The 21016-nt window shown below is 63.7% G+C and carries 28 protein-coding genes; 13 read left to right on the top strand and 15 right to left on the bottom strand.

Going from position 1 to position 21016, the window contains the following annotated elements; genetic code table 11:
- Positions 1-5: 5 nt before the first annotated feature.
- Positions 6-1187, bottom strand: a complete 1182-nt coding sequence (locus AC6I9R_RS20120; protein ID WP_461428355.1) for a type III PLP-dependent enzyme — start codon at positions 1185-1187, stop codon at positions 6-8.
- 336 nt (positions 1188-1523) lie between these two features.
- A complete protein-coding gene (locus AC6I9R_RS20115) occupies positions 1524-2378 on the bottom strand; it encodes an urea carboxylase-associated family protein (RefSeq protein ID WP_461428356.1) in 855 nt (284 codons plus the stop codon).
- Between the two features lie 55 nt (positions 2379-2433).
- Between AC6I9R_RS20115 and AC6I9R_RS20110 the strand changes: the two genes are divergently transcribed.
- The gene (locus AC6I9R_RS20110) at positions 2434-3117 is read left to right on the top strand and encodes a DUF1868 domain-containing protein (protein WP_461428357.1); all 684 of its coding nucleotides are present in this window, start codon (positions 2434-2436) and stop codon (positions 3115-3117) included.
- Between the two features lie 173 nt (positions 3118-3290).
- Positions 3291-4412: a Hint domain-containing protein gene (locus AC6I9R_RS20105; protein WP_461428358.1), complete on the top strand. Its 1122-nt coding sequence runs from the start codon at positions 3291-3293 to the stop codon at positions 4410-4412.
- A 52-nt stretch (positions 4413-4464) separates the two neighbouring features.
- On the opposite strand, the gene AC6I9R_RS20100 is transcribed toward AC6I9R_RS20105, so the two are convergent.
- The 9 genes from AC6I9R_RS20100 to sdhC are packed head-to-tail and all read right to left on the bottom strand — an operon-like array spanning position 4465 to position 9644.
- A complete protein-coding gene (locus AC6I9R_RS20100; RefSeq protein ID WP_461428359.1) occupies positions 4465-5097 on the bottom strand; it encodes a hypothetical protein in 633 nt (210 codons plus the stop codon).
- Between the two features lie 12 nt (positions 5098-5109).
- The gene (locus tag AC6I9R_RS20095; RefSeq protein ID WP_461428360.1) at positions 5110-5904 is read right to left on the bottom strand and encodes a succinate dehydrogenase iron-sulfur subunit; all 795 of its coding nucleotides are present in this window, start codon (positions 5902-5904) and stop codon (positions 5110-5112) included.
- A gap of 33 nt (positions 5905-5937) precedes the next feature.
- Positions 5938-6258 carry a hypothetical protein gene (locus tag AC6I9R_RS20090; RefSeq protein WP_461428361.1) on the bottom strand — a complete coding sequence of 107 codons (321 nt, stop codon included), beginning with the start codon at positions 6256-6258 and terminating at the stop codon, positions 5938-5940.
- A complete protein-coding gene (locus tag AC6I9R_RS20085) occupies positions 6258-6590 on the bottom strand; it encodes a succinate dehydrogenase (protein ID WP_461428362.1) in 333 nt (110 codons plus the stop codon). The genes AC6I9R_RS20090 and AC6I9R_RS20085 overlap by 1 nt, the downstream gene beginning before the upstream one ends.
- Positions 6587-6769: a hypothetical protein gene (locus tag AC6I9R_RS20080; RefSeq protein WP_461428363.1), complete on the bottom strand. Its 183-nt coding sequence runs from the start codon at positions 6767-6769 to the stop codon at positions 6587-6589. Before AC6I9R_RS20080 ends, AC6I9R_RS20085 begins: the two co-directional genes overlap by 4 nt.
- Positions 6766-7047, bottom strand: a complete 282-nt coding sequence (locus AC6I9R_RS20075) for a hypothetical protein (protein WP_461428364.1) — start codon at positions 7045-7047, stop codon at positions 6766-6768. The genes AC6I9R_RS20080 and AC6I9R_RS20075 overlap by 4 nt, the downstream gene beginning before the upstream one ends.
- Positions 7047-8867 carry a succinate dehydrogenase flavoprotein subunit gene (gene sdhA, locus AC6I9R_RS20070; RefSeq protein ID WP_461428365.1) on the bottom strand — a complete coding sequence of 607 codons (1821 nt, stop codon included), beginning with the start codon at positions 8865-8867 and terminating at the stop codon, positions 7047-7049. The genes AC6I9R_RS20075 and sdhA overlap by 1 nt, the downstream gene beginning before the upstream one ends.
- 10 nt (positions 8868-8877) lie before the next feature.
- Positions 8878-9249: a succinate dehydrogenase, hydrophobic membrane anchor protein gene (gene sdhD, locus AC6I9R_RS20065; protein ID WP_461428366.1), complete on the bottom strand. Its 372-nt coding sequence runs from the start codon at positions 9247-9249 to the stop codon at positions 8878-8880.
- Positions 9250-9260: 11 nt separating this feature from the next.
- Positions 9261-9644, bottom strand: a complete 384-nt coding sequence (sdhC, locus tag AC6I9R_RS20060) for a succinate dehydrogenase, cytochrome b556 subunit (RefSeq protein ID WP_461428367.1) — start codon at positions 9642-9644, stop codon at positions 9261-9263.
- Positions 9645-9921: 277 nt separating this feature from the next.
- Here sdhC and AC6I9R_RS20055 point away from each other — a divergent pair, with 277 nt between their 5' ends.
- Complete coding sequence (locus tag AC6I9R_RS20055) at positions 9922-10614, top strand: hypothetical protein (protein ID WP_461428368.1); 693 nt, start codon at positions 9922-9924, stop codon at positions 10612-10614.
- A gap of 15 nt (positions 10615-10629) precedes the next feature.
- Here the strand turns inward: AC6I9R_RS20055 and AC6I9R_RS20050 are convergent, their stop codons facing one another.
- Genes AC6I9R_RS20050 through AC6I9R_RS20035 form a run of 4 tightly spaced genes read right to left on the bottom strand, consistent with a single transcriptional unit; the run spans position 10630 to position 13331 of the window.
- Positions 10630-11658: a MaoC family dehydratase gene (locus AC6I9R_RS20050; protein ID WP_461428369.1), complete on the bottom strand. Its 1029-nt coding sequence runs from the start codon at positions 11656-11658 to the stop codon at positions 10630-10632.
- Positions 11658-11861: a DUF1737 domain-containing protein gene (locus AC6I9R_RS20045; RefSeq protein WP_461428370.1), complete on the bottom strand. Its 204-nt coding sequence runs from the start codon at positions 11859-11861 to the stop codon at positions 11658-11660. The genes AC6I9R_RS20050 and AC6I9R_RS20045 overlap by 1 nt, the downstream gene beginning before the upstream one ends.
- 4 nt (positions 11862-11865) lie before the next feature.
- Positions 11866-12432 (bottom strand): NnrU family protein, encoded by a 567-nt coding sequence (locus AC6I9R_RS20040; protein ID WP_461428371.1) that lies wholly within the window; start codon positions 12430-12432, stop codon positions 11866-11868.
- Entirely contained in the window at positions 12432-13331 is a 900-nt protein-coding gene (locus tag AC6I9R_RS20035; RefSeq protein ID WP_497863033.1) for an HpcH/HpaI aldolase/citrate lyase family protein, read from the bottom strand. The genes AC6I9R_RS20040 and AC6I9R_RS20035 overlap by 1 nt, the downstream gene beginning before the upstream one ends.
- 204 nt (positions 13332-13535) lie before the next feature.
- Here AC6I9R_RS20035 and AC6I9R_RS20030 point away from each other — a divergent pair, with 204 nt between their 5' ends.
- The 10 genes from AC6I9R_RS20030 (at position 13536) to AC6I9R_RS19985 (ending at position 20924) form a co-directional block, all read left to right on the top strand.
- Positions 13536-13850 (top strand): hypothetical protein, encoded by a 315-nt coding sequence (locus AC6I9R_RS20030; protein ID WP_461428373.1) that lies wholly within the window; start codon positions 13536-13538, stop codon positions 13848-13850.
- A 116-nt stretch (positions 13851-13966) separates the two neighbouring features.
- A complete protein-coding gene (gene mdh / locus AC6I9R_RS20025) occupies positions 13967-14929 on the top strand; it encodes a malate dehydrogenase (protein WP_461428374.1) in 963 nt (320 codons plus the stop codon).
- A 138-nt stretch (positions 14930-15067) separates the two neighbouring features.
- Positions 15068-15526: an FAD synthase family protein gene (locus AC6I9R_RS20020; RefSeq protein ID WP_461428375.1), complete on the top strand. Its 459-nt coding sequence runs from the start codon at positions 15068-15070 to the stop codon at positions 15524-15526.
- 4 nt (positions 15527-15530) lie between these two features.
- Complete coding sequence (locus AC6I9R_RS20015) at positions 15531-16409, top strand: LicD family protein (RefSeq protein ID WP_461428376.1); 879 nt, start codon at positions 15531-15533, stop codon at positions 16407-16409.
- Between the two features lie 204 nt (positions 16410-16613).
- Positions 16614-17807, top strand: coding sequence for an ADP-forming succinate--CoA ligase subunit beta (gene sucC, locus AC6I9R_RS20010; RefSeq protein WP_461428377.1), 1194 nt, complete (start codon positions 16614-16616; stop codon positions 17805-17807).
- Positions 17808-17810: 3 nt separating this feature from the next.
- Positions 17811-18488 (top strand): class I SAM-dependent methyltransferase, encoded by a 678-nt coding sequence (locus AC6I9R_RS20005; RefSeq protein ID WP_461428378.1) that lies wholly within the window; start codon positions 17811-17813, stop codon positions 18486-18488.
- Between the two features lie 86 nt (positions 18489-18574).
- Positions 18575-19138 carry a hypothetical protein gene (locus AC6I9R_RS20000; RefSeq protein ID WP_461428379.1) on the top strand — a complete coding sequence of 188 codons (564 nt, stop codon included), beginning with the start codon at positions 18575-18577 and terminating at the stop codon, positions 19136-19138.
- A gap of 3 nt (positions 19139-19141) precedes the next feature.
- Complete coding sequence (locus AC6I9R_RS19995) at positions 19142-19573, top strand: hypothetical protein (RefSeq protein ID WP_461428380.1); 432 nt, start codon at positions 19142-19144, stop codon at positions 19571-19573.
- Positions 19574-19590: 17 nt separating this feature from the next.
- Positions 19591-20376 carry a class I SAM-dependent methyltransferase gene (locus AC6I9R_RS19990; protein ID WP_461428381.1) on the top strand — a complete coding sequence of 262 codons (786 nt, stop codon included), beginning with the start codon at positions 19591-19593 and terminating at the stop codon, positions 20374-20376.
- A complete protein-coding gene (locus AC6I9R_RS19985; protein WP_461428382.1) occupies positions 20373-20924 on the top strand; it encodes a succinyl-CoA synthetase subunit beta in 552 nt (183 codons plus the stop codon). The genes AC6I9R_RS19990 and AC6I9R_RS19985 overlap by 4 nt, the downstream gene beginning before the upstream one ends.
- Positions 20925-21016 lie beyond the last annotated feature (92 nt).

The raw sequence follows: 21016 nt of genomic DNA, 5'->3' as shown, positions 1-21016 counted from the left end.
AGGGGTTAGTCCAGGATCACGACGTCGAGCGGCGGGAAGCCGTTGAAGCCGATGGAGGCATAGGTTGTCGTGTAGGCGCCGCAGTTGCGGATCCAGATCCGGTCCCCGGCTTTGAGGCCGAGGGGCATCGCGACCGGGCGTTTTTCATAGAGAACATCGGCGCTGTCGCAGGAGGGCCCGGCAAGGATGCAGGGGCCGGTGGCCTCATGGTCGCGGTCGGTGGCGAATTGGTACCGGATCGCTTCGTCCATCGTCTCAGCCAGGCCCGAGAATTTGCCGATGTCGAGGTAGACCCAGCGGTGCAGGTCGTCGGGGGATTTGCGAGACACGAGCAGGACCTCGGCGGCGATCATGCCGGCCTCGGCCACCATGGAGCGGCCGGGTTCGGCCATTACGCGGGGGACATTGCCGAAGCGGGCGTGGACGAGATCCATCACCTTTGCAGCATAGGTCGTGGGGTGGGGGATGTCGTCGCCGTAGAACGCCGGGAAACCGCCGCCGATGTTCAGCAGGTCAAGGGGAAAGCCTGCGGCTTGCGCGGCGGTCCAGACGTCGGCGATGCCGTCCAGCACCGGCGCCCACATGGCGGGGTCGCGGGTTTGGGAGCCGACGTGGAAGCTGAGGCCGACGGGGCGCAGGTGGAGCGCTTTGGCGTGGGCCATGAGGGACAGCGCGTTGGCTTTGGTGGTGCCGAACTTGCGGGTCAGCGGCCAGTCCGCGCCGGAGGCTTCCACCAGCAGGCGGATGTAAACCTGCGCGCCGGGGGCATGCTCGGCGATTTTGTCCAGTTCTTCCGCCGCGTCGGCGGCGAAAACGTCAACGCCGACGGCATGGGCGAAGGCGATGTCGGAGGGTTTCTTGACGGTATTGCCGAAGGAGATGTGCGAGGGGGCGGCGCCTGCGTCGAGGCACATCTGGATTTCCACGCGGGAGGCGGCGTCGAAGCCGGAGCCCTCGGACACCAGGCGTGCCAGGATTTCGGGCGCGGGGTTGGCTTTGACGGCGTAGTGGATGTGGGCCCCGCCTTGATTGGTGCCCAGGCCCGCGGCGAGCGCGCGGTATTGTTGCGCGACGTGGTCGACGTCGAGGATCAGCGTCGGACGCTCGAACGTATGGGCGCGGGCGAAGGTTTCGGTGCGGGATACGGAAACGGGCGCCCCGGTGAGGGCGGTCAGGGTAGCGGTCATCACGTTCTCCAAGTGGACGGAACGCCCCATTAAAGGGGACGCGTTGCGGACAGAGGGAGACGTTACCGTCGCTACGTAACTGCGATGGTTATCCCGTGTCTGTTTCAAGACCTTGAAACATGACAAGCTTACCACCCGTGACAGAGGCGCGTGCGTTGGCGTCTATGGAGCGCAGATGGGGCAGTTTGGGATTCGGATCAAGACGTTTTTTTGCGGTGTGGTTTCTTTTTTCTGGGGGCGGGGTTTTGGGGGCTCTGCCCCCCGCAGCGCATTAGGAGAATGCGCCGCTCCCCCGGAGTTGTTCTGGCAAGATGAAAGGGGAGCCGGAGCGTGGGACTAGCGGCCGTGGGTGCGGTTGTAGGGGTTGGGTTGAGGCTTGGTGTGGAGGCTCGTGTGGACGGTGTTGAAGACCTCGATCTGGAGGGGGTAGCAGGGGGTGGTGTCGGAGCTGTGTTCCGCCCCGCAGTCGCCGCCGGGGCAGGCGGAGAGGGCGCCGAGGAGGTCGATTTCGGCGCGGAATTCAAGGGTATCGCCGGGGCGGACCGGGGAGGCTTTCATGAAATATTGCCCCGTGTCGCGGGTGAAGCCGGTGCACATGAAGACGTTGAGGACGTCGTGGACGTGCGGCTCGGCCGCGTGCAGCGGGATTTGCGCGGCGTCGGCGAGGGCTCGGGTCAGGTTGGAGTGGCAGCAGTGGTGGTATTGGTCGCCGCTGTTGAGGAGCGCGTTGGTATAGGGGTCGCAGCGGGTGCCGATGACGTCGTGGACGGCGCCTCCGTAGGCGTCGATGCCGTACCAATCCAGGCTGTCGTGGGTGACGGTGGCCATGGCACGCAGGTGGGGCAGGTTGGACCAGAGCGTGTCGCCGGTGGTGACATGGGTGCCGTGCAGCGCGCGGGTTTTGCCGGAGAAGAAGCGCTCGGTCAGGTCGTGGGCGTTCCAGAGGTTCAGATCGCCGACTTGGGGGCCGTCGACGGAGGTGATGCGGATGGTCTGGCCGGCGCGTGCGTGGAAGCTTGCCGCCTCGCGCGGGGCGGCGATGCTTGTGGCGATGGGGCCCAAAGGCGTGGTGGGGCCGAGGTTTGGCGGCTCGGGCAGGGTGTCGGGCGGATAGCAGACGACGGGTTTTATGGCGCGCCGCGCCTCGGCATCGGAGGGCGCGGGGGATTGCTTGGGGCGGCGGTTGGGCATGGGCGTCTCCGTTCGGTGGCGCTAGGATAGGGGCAGGTCACGGAGGTGCAAGGCGATGGATCTGGAGCAATTTGCAGCCTCGGCGCAGGCGGCCCCCCCGATGCGGCTGGGGCAGCGCCATGATGCGGAGCGGTTTCTGCCGGATCCCGGAAACACGGTGGTCTGTCACTTGGAGTTGGACACGCCTGGCGGCAGGGCTGTCGTCCGCGCGCGGGAGCGGATCATGGGGTTGCCGGGGGCGGAACACTTGCTGTTCACGCCGGTCGAAAGCCTGCACATGACGGTGTTTGAGGGCGTGCTGGACGCGCGGCGGACGGCGGATGCCTGGCCTGCATTCATGGCGCGCGATGCCTCGGTGGCGGCGGTGACGGCGGAAATGCGGGAGCGGTTGGCGGGGTTTGACGCGCCCGGCGCGTTTGAGGTGCGCGTGAAGGCGGTGCGCCCCGGTGGGCTGGAGCTGTGCGGGGCGACGCGCGCGGATGCGGCGGCGCTATTGGCCTGGCGGGAGGCGTTGAGCGGCGTGTTCGGGTATTGCCAGGCCGCCCATGACGCCTACAAACACCACCTGACCTTCGCCTATCCGATCAGCTGGCTGCCCGACGCGTTGGTCCCCCTGTGGCGCGAGGCCTTGGCTGAGATCGAGGCGGAATTGGGCACGGAGGCGTTGCCGTTGCGCGCGCCTGCGTTCTGCGAGTTTGCGGATATGACCTGGTTTGAGGAGTTGGTGGGGCTGGGGTAAGCCCTTCTGCGCCGTGCCGGAGCTCGATCAGAATCTATTCAAAGTGTTGCCGCATTTTGAACGTCCCCGCGTGGGACGACCTGAGCCTTAGGCTTTGGGGATGTTGATGGGCCACGCTTGCACAGGGCGTGACCCGTTGAAGGACCGAGGCATCCTGTTCAAGAGACCCAAGTATGCCAAGTTTTTCGACGGCCAGTGGCAGCACGGCCAGCTTTTCCGACACGACACCCGGCACCGGGGTGGTCATCGATTTCGACAGCCTCGACAACAGTTTCAACATTCAAATCAACGGCGTGCAATTGTTCGTGGGCGGGCCCGCGGGCTCGGAAAACGAGCTGGAGTTTCAGACCAGCGGCACCACGGGCCAGACCGTGCGCTTTGCCGATGGCGATATCTACGCCGTCGACACGCAAGAGATCTGGCAACAGGGCAACACCAACGGAGAGCCGATTGTCCGGCTGGAGATCAATCCCGACGGGACGATCCTGCTTTGGGGCGTCAAGACCACCAACGGGCCGTTGGTGCCGTTGGAAGTGTTCAATGGGATGACGGTGAACACCGCCGCCGTTGCGGCCGCCTGGAACGATCCGGGCACCAATACGATCACCATGGGGCAGAAGGTCACCGGGCCGACGAATGCGGCGGGGGACTTTGAGGATGTGATCTGTTTTGCGGCGGGCACGCTGATCGACACCGAAAGCGGGCTGGTGCGCGTGGAACACCTGCGCATTGGCGACAAGGTGCGCACCCTGGAGGAGGCGTTCAAGCCGATCCTCTGGATTGGGTCCTGCGATGTGGGCGTGGCGCAATTGCGGGCGAACCCCAGGCTCAGACCGATCCTGATCCGCGCCGATGCCCTGGGGCCCGGCTTCCCGCGGCAGGACCTTGTCGTTTCACCGCAGCACCGGGTGTTGGTGTCGTCTGCCGTGGCGATGCGGATGTTCGGGCGCAAGGAGGTGCTGATCGCGGCCAACAAGTTGCTGCCCCTCGACGGGGTGGAGGTGCTGCGCGATGACGGTACCGGCGTGCAGTACTGGCATTTCCTATGCGACAGCCACCAGATCATCTGGTCAAACGGCATGCCCACCGAGAGCCTTTACACCGGGCCGGAAGCCTTGAAAGCCGTGTCGCCCGAGGCGCGCGGAGAGCTGAACATGCTGTTCCCGCAGATGGGCGAGGCCACCTTTCTGGCCCCTCCGGCGCGCCATATTCCCGAGAAGGGAAAGCGGGTGCGGCGGTTGGTCCAGCGGCACCGGACCAACAACAAACCGATGTTCTCCAGCACGCGCCCCTAGCGGGTCCGCTTGACCATCATCTTCTTGATTGACGCAAGCGCCCTGGCCGGGTTCAGTTCCTTGGGGCCTGGCATGGGGAGCCGCGGTGCTGGGGAACGAAACGGCCCTCGCGATAGCTCCAGATATGGTCGACGCCGTCGATCGTTGCCGCCGCGTGCGCGTAGGGGATGACACGTGTCAGGAATAAATCCTGCCACTGGCGGGCCAAGGCCTCGGAAAAGCTTTGACGAAGCACGAAGCAGGTGGCGCCCCTGTCCTGTGCGCTATTTGTGATACGCGCCGCTTGAACCCTGTCTTCCAACGTTATTGCCCCCATCGTCGTGAGCGCGCCGAGGACCGGTGCCGCAACGATGGCGGCGGGGCGGGGCAGCCGGGTACAGAAGGTCAGCCACACGGCGAGTGCTATGGCGCCAATTGTGCACGACACGAAAGCGCCAACGAAGGTAGCTTCCAGTAAACCAACCAGGAAAAGCACTGGTGCGGCAAGGCTTGAGAACACGAATTCCAACGGATGCCCAAAGCCGCCGGACAGGATCGTCAGCCCAAGGGCCGCGCCCGTCATGAACAAGCAGCCCAAGGCGAGGCGCAGCGCCCAGGGGCGCGGCGCGCGGCGCAAGGCGAGCAGCCAGATGGCCCAGAGGCCGGGCACGCAAGCCAAGCCCAAAATCGCGAGGATGGCCCCCAATGGCGGGGCGCCCTAGTGGGTCCGCTCGACCATCATCTTCTTGATTGACGCAATCGCCTTGGCCGGGTTCAGGCCCTTGGGGCAGGTCTTGGTGCAATTCATGATCGTGTGGCAGCGGTAGAGCTTGAAGGGATCTTCCAGCTCATCCAGGCGCTCACCCGTGGCCTCATCACGGCTGTCGATGATCCAGCGGTAGGCGTGGAGCAGGGCGGCGGGGCCGAGGTAGCGGTCGCCGTTCCACCAGTAGGACGGGCAGGAGGTGGAGCAGCAGGCGCACATGACGCATTCATAAAGGCCGTCGAGCTTCTCGCGGTCTTCCACGGATTGCTTCCACTCCTTCTCGGGCCTACGGGTCTTCGTCTCCAGCCAGGGCATGATGGAGGCGTGTTGCGCGTAGAAATGCGTGAGGTCGGGGATCAGGTCCTTGACCACGGGCATGTGAGGCAGGGGGTAGATGGCGATGTCGCCCTGCACTTCGTCCATGCCGTAGATGCAGGCCAAAGTATTGGTGCCCTTGGACTTCACGCCGCCGATGTTCATTGCGCAGGAGCCGCAGATGCCTTCGCGGCAAGAGCGGCGGAAGGTCAGCGTCGGGTCAATCTCGTTCTTGATCTTGATCAGCGCGTCCAGAACCATCGGGCCGCAGGTGTCCATATCGACCCAATAGGTGTCGATGGAAGGGTTCTTTCCGTCATCTGGGTTCCAGCGGTAGATCTGGAACTTGCGCAGGTTCGTGGCACCTTCGGGTTTGGGCCAGGTCTTGCCGCGGGTGATGCGGGAGTTCTTGGGGAGGGTGAGTTCAACCATTTGGGATGTCTCCTCGGGGGGTGTTCTGATGTGTCATAGGCTGCCACCGGCTGAAATGCCGACGGTCAGGCCGCCGCCGCGGGGCGAAGGTTGCCCGCCCATCCGGCGGGCGACGCAGTCGGCCAGCGCGTCGGCCTCGGATCTTGGGTTCAGGATGTCTGATGTGATGGTCACGCGGCCCGAGGCCGAGGGGCCGCCGGTGCCGCCTGCCACGCCGATGCTGCCGGAAATGCCATCGGCTTGCCGCGCCTCCTGGGCGCACAACCGCTCGGCCGTTGCTTGTGATGGCGCCTGCCCGGGCCCGCAGGCTGCGAGGAGCGTCGCAGACGCGAGGAGGGGTGCGGCAGCACGCATCACGACAGCCCCCGGAACAGGCCGTCGAGGTAGTTTCCGGCGGTACATTGCAGCGTTGCGGGACGTTGCAGGATGGTGCTGACAGTGTTGGACGCGGCTTCGGTATTGCCGAGGGCAATGCCGCCCGCAATGGTCACGATCTCCTGGGCCGAGGCGTTGTCGATGACGCAATTGGTGATCGGCGTGGCATCCACGCCGGGAAAGCGCTGCTCGACCTCGGCATTCACGAACGTCCGCGCTTGCTGGCGTGCCAGTTGATCGGCCACGTCCTGGAACCCGACGCAGGCCGTCAGGGGCAGAGCGAGGCCCAGGATCACCGCGCTCGTCTTCATCCAGACGCGCCCACGCAGATCGATGTCCCGGACTGGATCGCGCCAAAGCCGTCCACGCAGCCCGCCGCAGGTTCATACGCGCCCGCTGCCGGTTGGGGCACGATGACGCGCGTTTCGTTGGACGAGAAACACCCCGCAAGGGCGAGGCAGCTGAGGGTGCAAAAGAGGGCTCGGGTCATCCTAGGGTCTCCACTGTGCAGGCCAGGGCTTGGTCATAGTCGGCCATCTGGGCCAATGCCTGTTGCTGCGCTTCCAGCTCCGAATCTGCAAGAACGGCTTCTGCCTCTGCCTCAGTCATCCGAGAGGTGAAGCAGGTCGCGATGGCTTGGGCCTGCGCCTCCGTAAAGCCCGCCCCCACTGTGTCGGTCACGATCTGGCCGTGCAGTTGCTCGACCGACGTGTCGGCAAGGGCCGGGAAAGCGGCAAGGAGCAGAGAAATCAGAAGCGCCAGTCGCATCAGTAGACCCGCGCCTTCGGCTTGATCTTGTCCATGTCGATGCCGCCCTCGTTATGGCCGATCAGCGGCGACAGGCCCACGGCGCGGTAGTCGAGGTCGACCTTGTTGCCATCCACCGTCGCCAGCGAATGCTTGCGCCAGTTCTCGTCGTCGCGGTCAGGGTGATCCTCGTGCGCATGGGCGCCACGGCTTTCTTTGCGCGCCTCTGCGCCCGCAATCGTGGCCAGCGCGTTGGGCATCAGGTTGGTCAGCTCCAGCGTTTCCATCAGGTCCGAGTTCCAGACCATCGACCGGTCGGTGACGGCCACATCGTCCATCTTGCCCGCCACGCCGACCATCTTCTCCAGCCCTTCGGCCAGGGTCTTGTCGGTGCGGAAGACGGCGGCGTCGGCCTGCATGGTTTTCTGCATCTCCAACCGCAGTTCCGCCGTGGGCACCGCGCCAGAGGCGTGGCGCACATCGTCGAACCGCGCCAGCGCCTTGTCGATTTGGCTTTGCGGCACGTCGGGGTTCTTGGAGTTCGGGTCCACAACCTCACCCGCCTTGATCGCGGCGGCGCGGCCAAAGACCACGAGGTCGATGAGCGAGTTGGAGCCGAGGCGGTTGGCGCCATGGACGGAGGCACAGCCCGCTTCCCCAACGGCCATCAGGCCGGGCACGATCTTCATCGGGTCATCTGCGGTGGGGTTCAGCACTTCGCCCAGGTAGTTGGTGGGGATACCGCCCATGTTGTAGTGGACCGTGGGCAGCACCGGGATCGGTTCTTTCGTCAGGTCCACGCCCGCAAAGATGCGCGCGGATTCCGAGATGCCCGGCAGGCGCAGGTCCAGGGTTTCCTTGGGCAGGTGGTTCAGGTGCAGGTGGATGTGGTCCTTGTCCGCCCCCACACCGCGCCCTTCGCGAATCTCCATCGTCATGCAGCGGGACACCACATCGCGCGACGCGAGGTCCTTGTAGGTGGGGGCGTAGCGTTCCATGAACCGCTCGCCTTCGGAGTTGGTGAGGTAGCCGCCCTCGCCCCGCGCGCCCTCGGTGATCAGGCAACCAGCGCCGAAGATCCCGGTGGGGTGGAACTGCACGAACTCCATGTCTTGCAGGGGCAGACCCGCCCGCGCGACCATGCCGCCGCCGTCACCGGTGCAGGTGTGGGCGGAGGTGGCGGAGAAATAGGCCCGGCCATAGCCGCCGGTCGCCAGCACGCACATCTTGGAGTGGAAGACGTGCATCGTGCCGTCGTCCAACTTCCAGGCGACGACGCCGACGCATTGGCCCTCGTCATCCATCAGCAGATCTGTGGCGAAGTATTCGATGAAGAATTCCGCGTCGTTCTTGAGGCTCTGGCCGTAGAGCGTATGGAGAATGGCATGGCCCGTCCGGTCGGCGGCGGCACAGGTGCGCTGCACGGGGGGGCCTTCGCCGAACTCGGTCGTGTGGCCGCCGAAGGGCCGCTGGTAGATCTTGCCTTCCTCGGTGCGCGAGAAGGGCACGCCGTAATGTTCCAGCTCATAGACCGCCTTGGGGGCTTCGCGCGCGAGGTATTCCATCGCATCGGTGTCGCCGAGCCAGTCCGAGCCCTTAACGGTGTCGTACATATGCCAGTGCCAATGGTCCGGCCCCATGTTGCCGAGCGACGCGGCGATGCCGCCTTGCGCGGCCACGGTGTGGGAGCGCGTCGGGAACACCTTGGATATGCAGGCCGTTTTCAGGCCTTGTTCGGCCATGCCGAGGGTCGCGCGCAGGCCAGAGCCGCCAGCCCCCACGACGACAACGTCATAGGTGTGGTGGGTCAGCGCGTAGGCGGGGGATTGAGTGTCTTTCATCGTCAGCTCCTCAAAGCGCGATTTGCATCAGGGCCACAAGGCCGCCAGCGGCCAGCCCGTAGGCGATAATGGTGGTCGCGATGATCGAGACCTTTTTGGTCAGCCCATGGGTGTAGTCTTCCAGCAGGGTCTGCATCCCAAAACGTAGGTGGTGCATGCCAACGACAAGGTAGGCTGCGACGATCAGCGCAGGCACGGGCTTGCCGAGGGTGGCCACAACACTCGCGTGCTCGGTCCCCAGCGCAGAGCCGATGATGCCCAGAAAGAACGGCGTCAGGATCAAAAGCGCCACCGAGGTGACGGTCATCGTCCAATGCTGCGCCGTGCCGCCCTTGGCGGAACCCAGGCCAGAGACGCGTTTGCGGTCGGTTACATAAGCCATCTTGCGTCTCCTCAGATTGCGATGAGCGTCAGGAAGGTGAGCGCGACGGAGCCGATGATCATGCCCCAGCCCATCTTGTCGCCCGTCTCTGGATCAAGCCCGTAGCCCGCGTCCCACACCAGGTGGCGCACGCCGCCAAGCGCGTGGAACCAGAGGCCGAGGACGGAGAGCGACATGACGATATCGCCGAGGAAGGAGGTGATCAGCCCGTCGATCGTGGCGAAATATGCAGGCCCCGAGGCCGCGGCCATCAACCACCAGACCACCAGGATCGCCGAGACCAGCATCGCGTTGCCGGTGATCCGCACGAGGATCGAGGTGATGGAGTTCAGCTGCGGTTTATAGATCGTCAGATGAGGTGAAAGCGGGCGATTGCCGCGGTTGACGTCGGCCATGGCTGGAGTCCCCCTTAAAGATTGCCGTCGGGTCGGGCTGGTTCCGGTCGTTCTGAACAGAAGTAAGGGGATTTTCGCGCGTAGTCACGCGCTAGGGTTGTATTTTTCGAAGGAAGTGTGGGGCTTAACGCCGCAGAATGGGGCGTTGTGATCACAGGATTGGAGAGTGTGATCACAATGCTTGCAACCTGCTGCGTGGGTGTTCGCCTTTTGACCGACTTGACGGAAAGGCGGCATCCAGTCAGCGTCGAGGAAAGCAAACACGTGGACGCGCGACATGATCTTAAAGGAACTCCAACCTTGGGTTCGACGATTCATGTCGAAGGCATACCAAGAGCCAGCCATCGCGAATTTCAGAAGCCCAAAAGTCGCGCTGGATATCGCAGCAAGCATAATCGAGCAAAGGCAGTTGGACTGTCATCCGGTGGATTTCTGCATCAATCAAGTGCTTGCGGGGCCACACGTCCCACCCAGGAAGCCCGGCGATCTGTGGTACGATTTCGTTTCCGCATATAGTGCACACTGGAAAGATTTTGCGGCGACTTATGACATGTGCCAAGCCCTTGCGGATCGCCACATGTCGACGGATAGCTTCGCTGAAATTGTTCAAGAAGCCTCGCAACAAGCTGGCCTCCCGTTGGATTGGAGGTTCGCCGTAGAACGCTACGCTTCCGTTTGGTTTACGGGCCTTGCCGTCTTGGACATTTCAGCCGGAGGACCAACGGTAAGGTTCAGTTTTCGAACGAGCCCCGACTTCCACTCGCCCCTAACGGCCAACCTTTCAGTCCACACAAAAACACGCAAGCTTATCGATATTAAGTACAATAAGCTCTTGGCGCTTCCGACGTGGACGCTGCGAAATACGCAAGGTGCGACGCACCAAGACAACGTACACATAGCGATCAGCGAAATCGTTGCGTTTACGCGGTTGATTCTTGATGAGTTTCCGTCGTTCCCCGCGGAAATCTAGTCGTGCGAAAAGAGGCTACCTCGGCATCAGCGCCCAGTAATCCAAGTCCAGCAGAACCTCCGGCAGATACTTGCCGTCGTCGCCCCGCAACGCCCCAGCCTTGCCCTTCGTTGCCACCAGCCGCAGACGTAGCGCGCCGACGTGGGGGTTGCTCGTTTCGGCCGTGTCCAGAACCTCGGACCAGGCGTAGACGGTGTCGCCCGCCATCGCCGGGTTGGCGTGGGCGCCGGCGTTGATGCCTGCCAGGAGTTGTGCGTTGGCGAGGCCATTAAAGGACAGGGCGCGGGCCATGGAGATGATGTGGCCGCCGTAGATCAGGCGCTTGCCGTCGGGCCGCGCGGAGGTGTCGAAGTGGACCTTCGCCGTGTTCTGCCAGAGGCGGGTGGCCATCATGTGCTCGGGGTCCGTCAGCGTCACGCCGTCGACGTGGTCGATGATCTCGCCCACCGCATAGTCGCCAAAGCGGTGCGGCTCGCCCGAGGCGGCGACGTCGTAGGTGGACCAGTCGAGCCAATCGGGGATGTGCAGCGCGTCGGCGGAGACGGCTTTGGCGAGGTCGGGCACCACCGGGTCCGGCGCGGGGGCAGAGGCGTCGCCTTTGCGGACCATGACCCAACGGACGTAGGAGACGACGGTATCGCCGTCCTCATCCCGGCCCGTGGTGCGCACCCAGACGATGCCGGTCTTGCCGTTGGAGTTCTCCTTCAGGCCAATAACCTCGGAGGTGGCGGAGAGGGTCGGATTGCCGGAGAGGCGCTTGAAGAACTGCCCCTCGGCGTAGCCTAGATTGGCGACGGCGTTCAGGGAAATATCGGGGACGGTCTTGCCGAAGACGGTGTGGAACGTGATCAGGTCGTCGTAGAGCGCGCCTTGGAAACCGGCGCGCTCGGCCACCATCTGGGACGACGTCATGGAGAACCGCGTGGGGTAAAGCGCGGTGTAGAGGGACTTATCGCCCTCGGTCAGGGTGCGCGGCGTGGCATGGGTGAGGATTTGGCCGACGTGGTAATCCTCGAAGAAATACCCGGCGTTGGTCTTCGACATTATTGCTGTCCCAGTTTCATGTCAGGCGAATAGGGCGTGTCGATGTCCTTGGTGACGGCCTGGCCGCAGCGTATCACGCCGCGGGCCGCGTCGAAGGCCATGGTGGGGTCGCCGTGCAGGACCCAGCCTTTGGACAGTGCCTCTGACACCTTGTGGCAGAAGGCCGAGGTGTCATCCTCGGTCAGCAAACGGTAGATTTGCATCGGCTTACCCCCAGGGCGTGACGCCGAGCCAGTAGTGGATCAGCATGGTGACGATCAGGGCGACAAGGCCGATGACGGCGATCTTGATCTCGGAGGCGCGTCCGCCCCATGCCGGGGGCTGCCAGGCGGGCTCGGACCGGTTGATCAGCGCCATCTCCATCAGCGCCCAGATCAGCAAGCCGCCGAAGAGCATGTAGGAGGCGAGGTCGCCGTTGGGGATCAGGTGGGCCGCGGCCCAGATCGAGAAGCCCACCAATTGTGGGTGGCGCAGTTTGGTGCCGACGGTGTTGCGCGGGCGGCCGGGCGGGGTCGCGCCGCTGGCGTAGATGTAGAAGGCCAGGATCATCAGCAGGTTGTTGATCCCCACCAAAGCGCCGCTGCGGCCCCACCAGACCGGGCCAAAGGCGCCGCGATAGCCGAGCACCATCAGCACGATCGACAGCACGACGAGGACCGCCACGAGGCCCTTGCCCGGATCGCCCATGCGCGCGCGAGAGGCCGGGGCGAGGCGTTTCCAGAAGTGGGCACCGTACCAAAGGGCGAGCCCTGCGATCAGAAGGATCCAGGACATCATGCGGCCTCCAATGCGGCGATGGCCTCGGACTTGGCGAGGGTGGCGCGGGCGGTTTCAACGTGCAGGTTCTCGACGATTTTGCCGTCCACCACGGCGACCGCTTCGCCCTTGGCGAGCGCCTCGGTGTAGGCCGCGATCTGGCGGCGGGCGAGGTCGATATCCTCTGCCGTGGGTCCAAACGCCGCATTGGCGCTGGCCACCTGTGCGGGGTGGATCAGGGTCTTGCCGTCAAAGCCGAAATCGCGGCCCTGCTGGCATTCTGCCCGGAGCCCGTCTTCGTCCTTGAAGGCGTTATAGACCCCGTCGATGCAGAGGATGCCATGGGTGCGCGCGGCCAGTACACAAAGCTGGAGCGAGGTCAGCATTGCGTCGCGGGTGCGTGCGTTCAGGTCCTTGGCCAGATCGTTGGTGCCCATGATGAAACCGGCCATGCGCGGGGCACTGGCGATCTCGGCGGCGTTGAGGATGCCTTGGGGCGTTTCCATCATCGCCCAGATCTGGGTGTCGTGCGTCTTGGGGTGGGCGTCGAGCCGGGCGGCGAGCGCCTCGATATCCTTGGCGCTGCCCACCTTGGGCAGCAGGACGGCCTGCGGCGCGGCCTCGGCGATGGTGGCCAGATCATCGGCGCCCCAGGGGGTGTCGAAGCCGTTGATCCGGGTGATCTGCAGGCGGGGCCCGTAGCCGCCGTCTTGCAGCGCGGTCTTCAGCGTCTCGCGCGCGGCGGGCTTTTCATCGGCGGCGACGGCGTCCTCCAGATCGAAAATGATCGCATCGGTCGGGATGGTTTTCGCCTTCTCCAACGCGCGGGTGCGGGAGGCGGGGATGTAGAGGACGGAACGGCTGGGTTGGATCATGGTCATCGCGGTTTGGTGAATATCGCCCTTTTGGGACCACATAGCGGACCCGAAAGCAAGGGTCTTGCTGCAATGCAGAAAGCCACGCAACATAATTTCGCCACAGTTTTACCATATCTTAATGACAATCGCGCAATGTCGAGTAGCAGGCACCCGCGAGAGGTGCGGCGTGATTGGAGGGAGGTCCACTTGGACCGGGTCGCTTCGATTGCGTTTGGCGTCCCGAATGGAAAAGGGACGATCGCTATGAAAAGAATCGCACTTTGCGCCTGGGTGGTGTTGACCGTTTTGACGGTCCTGCCCGCAAATGCCCAAAATCGTGGCCTCCAGATGCTCTGCGCGGATCGTAGCATCATCGTGGGCGAGTTGACCGGCCGCTATGGAGAGCAGGTTCACGGCATGGGCCTGGCGCATCAGAATCGCATTGTGGAGGTCTATGTGTCTGAGGAAACAGGGTCTTGGACGATCACCGTGACCTCGGCCGATGGCACCACATGCCTGATGGCAGCGGGCCAGCATTTCGCGCAAATGGCGCCTGAGATCCCTGGCGAAGACCTGTAAAAACAACCTTGAACTGTGATGTTGGGGCTATCGGTCGCGCACGTGTGCCTTGCACGCGCGCCGTGCTGGGGCTACCCCTCCGCCCGACTGAACACCACATTCGAGGACCAAAGGTTATGGCCAGACCCAAAATTGCACTGATCGGCGCAGGCAACATCGGGGGCACGCTCGCCCACCTTGCGGCGGTTAAGGAACTGGGGGACGTCGTCCTCTTCGACATCGCGGATGGTTTGCCCCAGGGCAAGGCGCTGGACATCGCGGAATCGGGCCCGTCCGAGCGGTTTGACGTGTCCCTGCGCGGCACCAGCGACTACGCTGACATCGCTGGCGCGGATGTGTGCATCGTCACTGCGGGCGTCGCCCGCAAGCCGGGGATGAGCCGCGACGACCTGTTGGGCATCAACCTGAAAGTCATGAAATCGGTTGGTGAAGGCATCCGCGACCACGCGCCGGACGCGTTCGTGATCTGCATCACCAACCCGCTGGACGCCATGGTTTGGGCGCTGCGCGAGTTCTCGGGCCTGCCGCACCACAAGGTCTGCGGCATGGCGGGCGTGCTGGACTCGGCCCGCTTCCGCCACTTCCTGGCCGAGGAATTCAACGTTTCCATGAAGGACGTCACCGCCTTCGTTCTGGGCGGCCACGGCGACACCATGGTGCCGCTGACACGCTATTCCACCGTTGCCGGTATCCCGCTGCCTGACCTGGTCGAGATGGGCTGGACCACCCAGGAAAAGATGGACGCCATCGTTCAGCGCACCCGCGATGGCGGTGCCGAGATCGTGGGCCTGCTGAAGACGGGCTCCGCCTTCTACGCCCCCGCAACCTCCGCGATTGAGATGGCGGAAGCCTTCCTCAAGGACCAGAAGCGTGTGCTGCCCTGTGCGGCCTACGTCGACGGCGCCCTGGGCCTGAAAGGCATGTATGTGGGCGTGCCCACCGTGATCGGCGCTGGCGGCGTGGAGCGTGTGGTCGACATCAAAATGAACAAGGAAGAGCAGGCGATGTTTGACAATTCCGTCGCCGCCGTGAACGGCCTGGTCGATGCCTGCAAGGCAATTGACGAGACGTTGGGCTAAAGCCTTCAAACGCGAAATAGGGGGTCGGATCTGTGGATCCGGCCCTTTTTTTGTGCGCTGACCCCGGCCCAGAAAAGCCTTGCGGGGGCCAAGCGAAGTTGATTCAATCGCGCAAAACAACGCACGAGAGGCGGAGCATTGGGCAAGCGGATCATCACCTACGGCACGTTCGATCTGTTTCACATCGGCCATGTGCGGCTTCTCAAGCGGCTGGCGGCGTTGGGCGATCACCTGACGGTCTGCGTGTCCTCGGACGAATTCAACGCGATCAAGGGCAAGAAGACGGTGATCCCCTATGATCAGCGCGCTGAGATCGTGGCAGCCTGCCGCTATGTCGACAACGTGCTGCCCGAGAACGACTGGGCGCAGAAACGCGACGATATCGTGCGCGAGAAGATCGACATTTTCGCCATGGGCGACGATTGGAGCGGCAAGTTCAACGACCTCAGCGACCTGTGCGAGGTCTTCTACCTGCCGCGCACCGAGGATGTGTCCTCAACCTCTCTCAAGGCGTTCATGGAGGCGCTGCGCGATGAGCAGCTGAAAGAGGTCAAGCATTTGATCGAGACGTTGAACGTCAAAGCAGCGGGGCTGTAGCGCGATGGATAGCCAGTTGATTGAGCGGGTGTGGGAGCGGGTCCGGGGCGACAAGATCCCCAAGGCCGATTTCCAGGAAATGCACGACGCGCTGGAAGCGGTGCGCGACCCGCGCGACCCCAAGTGGATCCAGGCGTGGATCGCGCTGAATTGCGCCACGCGGCAGAAGGCTTTTGCGACGCAACGGCTGATGTCGCGGTATTCCAAGCAGTGCCTGAAGCTCGGCACGATGGACGAATTCAACGAGTTTCTGCGCCATCTACAGGACGACTTGGGCTTCTACCTGCCCAACGGCAGCGCCTACACCGAGAGTTTTCGCACGGCGGATGTGGACGCGGTCATCGGCGGGACCAAGGAGCTGGCGGAACGGTTGGCGGCGCTGGATCTGGAGGTTTTCGCGAACTCCGGCACGCTCTTGGGGATTATTCGCGAAGGCACTCTGCTGGAGCATGACAACGACGTCGACCTGGGCGTGCTGCTGGAGGCGCGCAACGAGAAGGATGCCGCGGCGGAGTGGCTGGCGCTGTGTGACCGGTTGATCGCCGACGGCGTCGCGGTGCAGCGCAGTTCCTGGAGCAAGGTGACCTTGAAGATGCAGAAGATCGGCATCTTCGGGGTGGATCTTTTCCCGGCCTGGATCGATGCCGACGACAAGCTGTTCGTCTACCCCCACACCTACGGCGCGATGACGCGCGATCAACTGCTGCCCTACACCCGCCACGCGGCCACGGGCCTGTCCCTTCCCGCCGATGCAGAGGCGATGTTGGTGTGCAACTACGGGGCCGATTGGCGGGTGCCCAACGCGGGTTGGACCTTTGGCTGGAAGAGCGCCAATGTGAACTTCGCGGATTTCCTAACAGCGGTTGAGGCAGCGGGCGGCTGAACGCCCCTCATCGGGCGCAGGACGGGGTGTGAGTCGGCTCTGGTCTCACCGGGGAAGAAAATTTGTGATCACACAAAAAATATCTGTGATCACAAATGTCGGATTTTGTGGCTAATCCTATGGAATAGGGCAATTTACCGTTCCATTGCTCGCATGGGTTGTGTTTACGTCGCTTGAACATGACCCAAAGAACGGACCTTTTTCATGAACATTCATGAGTACCAAGCAAAAGCCCTCCTGGCGCAATATGGCGCTCCGGTGTCTGACGGACGCGTCGTTTTGAAGGCGGAAGACGCCAAAACCGCTGCGGGCGAAATGGACGGGCCGCTTTGGGTCGTGAAAGCACAGATCCACGCCGGTGGACGCGGCAAGGGCAAGTTCAAGGAAGCCGATGCCGGTGAGGCGGGCGGCGTGCGCCTGGCGAAATCGGCGCAGGAAGCGGCCGACGAGGCCAAGAAGATGCTTGGCCGCACGCTGGTGACGCACCAGACCGGGCCTGCGGGCAAGCAGGTCAACCGTATATACATCGAAGATGGCAGCGGTATCGAGACCGAGATGTACCTGGCGCTTCTGGTCGATCGCCAGACCAGCCGGATCAGCTACGTCTGCTCGACCGAGGGCGGCATGGACATCGAGGAAGTCGCCGCCGCGACGCCTGAGAAGATCTTGTCGTTCTCCGTCGATCCGGCCACGGGCTACCAGCCCTATCACGGGCGCCGCGTCGCGTTCTCGCTGGGGCTTGAGGGCCAGCAGGTAAAGCAATGCGTCAAGCTGATGGGCCAGCTTTTCAATGCCTTCCAGGAGAAGGACATGGAGATGCTGGAGATCAACCCGCTGATCGTCACAGATGAGGGCAACCTCAAAGTGCTCGACGCGAAGGTAAGCTTCGACGGCAACGCCGTCTACCGCCACGCCGATGTGGCAAGCCTGCGCGACGAGACGGAAGAAGACGCCAAGGAATTGGCGGCCTCCAAGTTCGACCTCAATTACATTGCCTTGGATGGCGAGATTGGCTGCATGGTCAACGGCGCGGGTCTGGCGATGGCGACGATGGACATCATCAAGCTGTATGGGGCCGAGCCTGCCAACTTCCTCGACGTGGGCGGTGGCGCCACGAAGGAAAAGGTGACCGAGGCGTTCAAGATCATCACCTCCGACCCGCAGGTGAAGGGCATTTTCGTCAACATCTTCGGCGGCATCATGCGCTGCGATATCATCGCAGAAGGCGTGATCGCGGCGGTGAAAGAGGTGGGTCTGCAGATGCCGCTGGTCGTGCGTCTGGAAGGCACCAACGTGGAGAAGGGCAAAGAGATCATCAACTCCTCCGGCCTCGACGTGATCGCCGCTGATGATCTGAAAGACGGCGCGCAGAAGATCGTGAAGGCTGTGAAGGGCTGAGCCATGGATCGCGCTCTGCAGGACGCCTTCGAGACCAAGACCTGGGCGGATGAAGCCAAAGGCAAGCCGCGCAGCGGTTCGGGGTCAACCGTGCGCAGTACGCGGCGGTTGCGCCGGGCCTTGCCTGGTCTGCTGCGGGATCTGGAGGTGAAGACCTTCCTGGATGCACCCTGCGGTGACTGGAACTGGATGGTCGAGGTCGATCTGAGCGGCGTCAAATATATCGGCGGCGAGATCTCCAAAGAGCTGATCGACGAAGTGAAGGCAAAACACGGCGGTCCCGGTCGGCGCTTTGTTCATCTGGATCTGGCGACAGACAAGCTGCCCAAGTGCGAGCTGATCATGGTGCGGGAGTGTCTCATTCACCTGACCGATGTGAACCGGTGGAAGGTGATCGAGAACATTTACAAGGCGAAGATCCCGTATCTGTTGCTGACAGTGGATCTGGTCGATGAAAACCGTCCCCTGTCTGAAAACGGCCAGCACGCCAACTTCAACCCGATGATGGCGCCGTTCAATTTCCCCAAGCCGATACAGCATATCCCCGAGTCTCACGACGAGCTGGACCTCGACAAGGACGTCACCGACGCAGGCGTGGGGCCGTGGAAGCGTCGGCGCACGATGGGCTTGTGGAGCCATGAGCAATTGGGTGCCGTGTTGGAAGGCAGGCCTTCTCCGTGATGGATGCGTGCCCAGTTTTCCGTATCGCTCGCGGCGTGGCGGCGCGGTTCGTTCTTGCGGCCTGTGCCGCGGTATGGACGGCCACCTTGGCGACACCCGGTGCGGCACAGTCGGCGCGTGATGTGCTTTATGCGTCGAACGGGCCTGCGGTACGGGGTCTGTCGTATTGCGCGCAGGTGCTGGCGGGCGGGGCGGACCGGGATCAGTTGGCGCAGGCCTATGGGTTTCAGGTGCCCCTGACCGACTTCGGCACGGTGGACGTTCTGGCGCAGCCGCGCGGGGATCGCCGGACGTGGCGGGTCAATTACAGCGGCTCCACCGCCGGAACGGCAGCAGTGCCCGACGATGACGCCTTGTCGATGACCGTGCGGCTAACCAACCGCCAGTGCGAGATTGCGATCCTGGGCGTGCCCTTGTCCGAAGAAGACCGCGTTCTGGGCGTCGCGTACCAGATCCTGGAACAATTGAACCCGCAGTTCGTGCCCGAAGATGCCTTCCGCAGAGTGCTTGTCGCGGGCACGGGTCCCGCTTGGCATGGCACGATCTGGTTGCAGCATGACACGATCGACGCTGGCATCGCCTTCGGCCCCCGCATCGCGCCCTACAGAGGCGCGATCTGGGAGCTCGATTTGGTCCATCGGGGGCGTTAGGCGATGGGATTTGCGCAGCATATCGTGACGGGAACTGCAGGGGCCTTCCTTGCTTTCGCGGGTCCCATGGCCGCGCAAACGCCGTCGGTCGGGTCGGTCATCGCTGATCCGACGGTGCTGGGGCGGATGTTCGCGAATGTCTGCGTCGCCGCCACCGATGGCGCCGGGGTGGAGGCGAGCTTGCAAGAGGTCGGCATGGTCCCCAACCCTGAGACGGGGACATATTTCCATCAGCTCTTCGATCTGTCGGTGAACCCGACAGGGGGCGGCTGCTCGATGGTGTTTGTCACGGATCTCGAGGACGACGCGGCGATGGCCGCGTTCGAGGCGTCAATGGTTCAGACCCACGGGGCGCAGGTGCCGACGTTCTCGATGAACGTGCGCGAAAGCGGTGGGGAAAGCTACGTGCGTGCGCGGATCGAGGTGTCGTGGTGAACGCTCCCGCCCTTCAGATGACGCGACCCTGTCCCAACTGCGCGGCAGAGGACCCGGCCGATTACCCGGACCTGCACCGCGATGAATGGCGCATGGGGCAATGCCGCGTGTGCGACTTGGTCTATCTGTTGAACCCCCCGGGCTATGAAGCGCTGGTGGAGGATTTCGCCTGGGAGAAAACCTGGGCGTCCGAGAAGGCCGCGCGGCTGGAGGCCCGCCCCCTGATGCAGCGCGCGGATCTGGCGACGCGCTGGCGGCACAAGATCGGGCGCAAGCCCGACGCGGTGCGCTATGCGGAGTGGTTTGGCAGCGGCAATCTGCTGAACGTCGGCTGCGCGGGCGCCCATGCGCAATTCCCGGGCTTCACCCAATACGGGATCGAGATTTCGGCAGAACTGGCCGAACTGGCGAACACCAACCTCGCCCCCCACGGCGGCTATTGCGTCCACGGGCCGGGCGCGCAGGCGATCCGGGAGTTCCCCGATGAGATGTTCGACGGGATCATCCTGCGTTCCTACCTGGAGCATGAGGAACACCCCCGCCCGGTGCTGGAGCAAGCCGCCCGCATCCTCAAGCCCGGGGGCCGCGCCTATGTGCGGGTGCCGAACTTCGGCAGCCTTGGCAAGCGGATCTTCGGGCGCAATTGGGTCGGGCTGCGGTATCCGGACCATGTGCAGTATTTCACCCTGGCCACCCTGCGCGATCTGGCGGCGCGGACCGGGTTCACCGTGCGCTTGCTGAACCCTTTGCGCCTGCCGATGGACGACAACATCAACGCCCTTTTCGAGAGGCGCGCCGCATGACACGCCCGAACCGCAAAAGTGCCCTCTGGGGCGCGGTACAGCTGATCGCCGCCGTCGGGCTGATGGCCATGGCGGGCTGTCGGGTGGAGGCTGATGAGGTCGCCGTGCCACATACCGGCAGCGCGGCCTTCGCGTCCCATTGTTTCAGCCCCTTCATGACGGCAGAGCGCGCGCAGGAGGTCTTGGCCTCTCCCGGTGTGCGGGTGGATTTTTACGACCTTGACCCCTTTTCCAGCGCTGATCCCAGCCCGGTCACGGGCCGTGCCGCGACCCCGGGCACGGACCGTCGTTGCGAGGTTGCCTTTGACGGCGATCACGCGCGGCTGGCGGCAAGTGCTGCCGTCGCGGGGTTGGAGATGGAGGGGATCGATCAGACCTCGCCCGTGCCGGATCGCTATGAGCGGACCGATGGCACGGAATTGCTGGCCGCGCGCCGCCTGAACCCCCGCCGCGTCGCCGTTGTGCATGTGGGCACGCGCCCCGGCCCCAACGGCATCGAGACCTTCATGCTGGTCGAGCGGATGACCCCGCTGGAGCCGGTCGAATGAGGGGGCGGGATGACATCTGTGCCGATCGATACAAGCCACGTGCTGCCGATCTCAGAGGTCAGCGCTCTGTTGCACCGATACTCAATCGCCCA

This window comes from Gymnodinialimonas sp., assembly GCF_059726805.1.
This window is presented reverse-complemented; position numbering and strand designations above follow the sequence as displayed.

What these genes read in the sequence shown, in the direction of transcription:
- AC6I9R_RS20120 (WP_461428355.1), bottom strand. Translation starts at nt 1,187, where the DNA reads ATGACCGCTACCCTGACCGCCCTCACCGGGGCGCCCGTTTCCGTATCC.
- AC6I9R_RS20115 (WP_461428356.1), bottom strand. Translation starts at nt 2,378, where the DNA reads ATGCCCAACCGCCGCCCCAAGCAATCCCCCGCGCCCTCCGATGCCGAG.
- AC6I9R_RS20110 (WP_461428357.1), top strand. Translation starts at nt 2,434, where the DNA reads ATGGATCTGGAGCAATTTGCAGCCTCGGCGCAGGCGGCCCCCCCGATG.
- AC6I9R_RS20105 (WP_461428358.1), top strand. Translation starts at nt 3,291, where the DNA reads ATGCCAAGTTTTTCGACGGCCAGTGGCAGCACGGCCAGCTTTTCCGAC.
- AC6I9R_RS20095 (WP_461428360.1), bottom strand. Translation starts at nt 5,904, where the DNA reads ATGGTTGAACTCACCCTCCCCAAGAACTCCCGCATCACCCGCGGCAAG.
- AC6I9R_RS20090 (WP_461428361.1), bottom strand. Translation starts at nt 6,258, where the DNA reads ATGCGTGCTGCCGCACCCCTCCTCGCGTCTGCGACGCTCCTCGCAGCC.
- AC6I9R_RS20085 (WP_461428362.1), bottom strand. Translation starts at nt 6,590, where the DNA reads ATGAAGACGAGCGCGGTGATCCTGGGCCTCGCTCTGCCCCTGACGGCC.
- AC6I9R_RS20080 (WP_461428363.1), bottom strand. Translation starts at nt 6,769, where the DNA reads ATGACCCGAGCCCTCTTTTGCACCCTCAGCTGCCTCGCCCTTGCGGGG.
- AC6I9R_RS20075 (WP_461428364.1), bottom strand. Translation starts at nt 7,047, where the DNA reads ATGCGACTGGCGCTTCTGATTTCTCTGCTCCTTGCCGCTTTCCCGGCC.
- sdhA (WP_461428365.1), bottom strand. Translation starts at nt 8,867, where the DNA reads ATGAAAGACACTCAATCCCCCGCCTACGCGCTGACCCACCACACCTAT.
- sdhD (WP_461428366.1), bottom strand. Translation starts at nt 9,249, where the DNA reads ATGGCTTATGTAACCGACCGCAAACGCGTCTCTGGCCTGGGTTCCGCC.
- sdhC (WP_461428367.1), bottom strand. Translation starts at nt 9,644, where the DNA reads ATGGCCGACGTCAACCGCGGCAATCGCCCGCTTTCACCTCATCTGACG.
- AC6I9R_RS20055 (WP_461428368.1), top strand. Translation starts at nt 9,922, where the DNA reads ATGATCTTAAAGGAACTCCAACCTTGGGTTCGACGATTCATGTCGAAG.
- AC6I9R_RS20050 (WP_461428369.1), bottom strand. Translation starts at nt 11,658, where the DNA reads ATGTCGAAGACCAACGCCGGGTATTTCTTCGAGGATTACCACGTCGGC.
- AC6I9R_RS20045 (WP_461428370.1), bottom strand. Translation starts at nt 11,861, where the DNA reads ATGCAAATCTACCGTTTGCTGACCGAGGATGACACCTCGGCCTTCTGC.
- AC6I9R_RS20040 (WP_461428371.1), bottom strand. Translation starts at nt 12,432, where the DNA reads ATGTCCTGGATCCTTCTGATCGCAGGGCTCGCCCTTTGGTACGGTGCC.
- AC6I9R_RS20035 (WP_497863033.1), bottom strand. Translation starts at nt 13,331, where the DNA reads ATGTGGTCCCAAAAGGGCGATATTCACCAAACCGCGATGACCATGATC.
- AC6I9R_RS20030 (WP_461428373.1), top strand. Translation starts at nt 13,536, where the DNA reads ATGAAAAGAATCGCACTTTGCGCCTGGGTGGTGTTGACCGTTTTGACG.
- mdh (WP_461428374.1), top strand. Translation starts at nt 13,967, where the DNA reads ATGGCCAGACCCAAAATTGCACTGATCGGCGCAGGCAACATCGGGGGC.
- AC6I9R_RS20015 (WP_461428376.1), top strand. Translation starts at nt 15,531, where the DNA reads ATGGATAGCCAGTTGATTGAGCGGGTGTGGGAGCGGGTCCGGGGCGAC.
- sucC (WP_461428377.1), top strand. Translation starts at nt 16,614, where the DNA reads ATGAACATTCATGAGTACCAAGCAAAAGCCCTCCTGGCGCAATATGGC.
- AC6I9R_RS20005 (WP_461428378.1), top strand. Translation starts at nt 17,811, where the DNA reads ATGGATCGCGCTCTGCAGGACGCCTTCGAGACCAAGACCTGGGCGGAT.
- AC6I9R_RS19995 (WP_461428380.1), top strand. Translation starts at nt 19,142, where the DNA reads ATGGGATTTGCGCAGCATATCGTGACGGGAACTGCAGGGGCCTTCCTT.
- AC6I9R_RS19990 (WP_461428381.1), top strand. Translation starts at nt 19,591, where the DNA reads ATGACGCGACCCTGTCCCAACTGCGCGGCAGAGGACCCGGCCGATTAC.
- AC6I9R_RS19985 (WP_461428382.1), top strand. Translation starts at nt 20,373, where the DNA reads ATGACACGCCCGAACCGCAAAAGTGCCCTCTGGGGCGCGGTACAGCTG.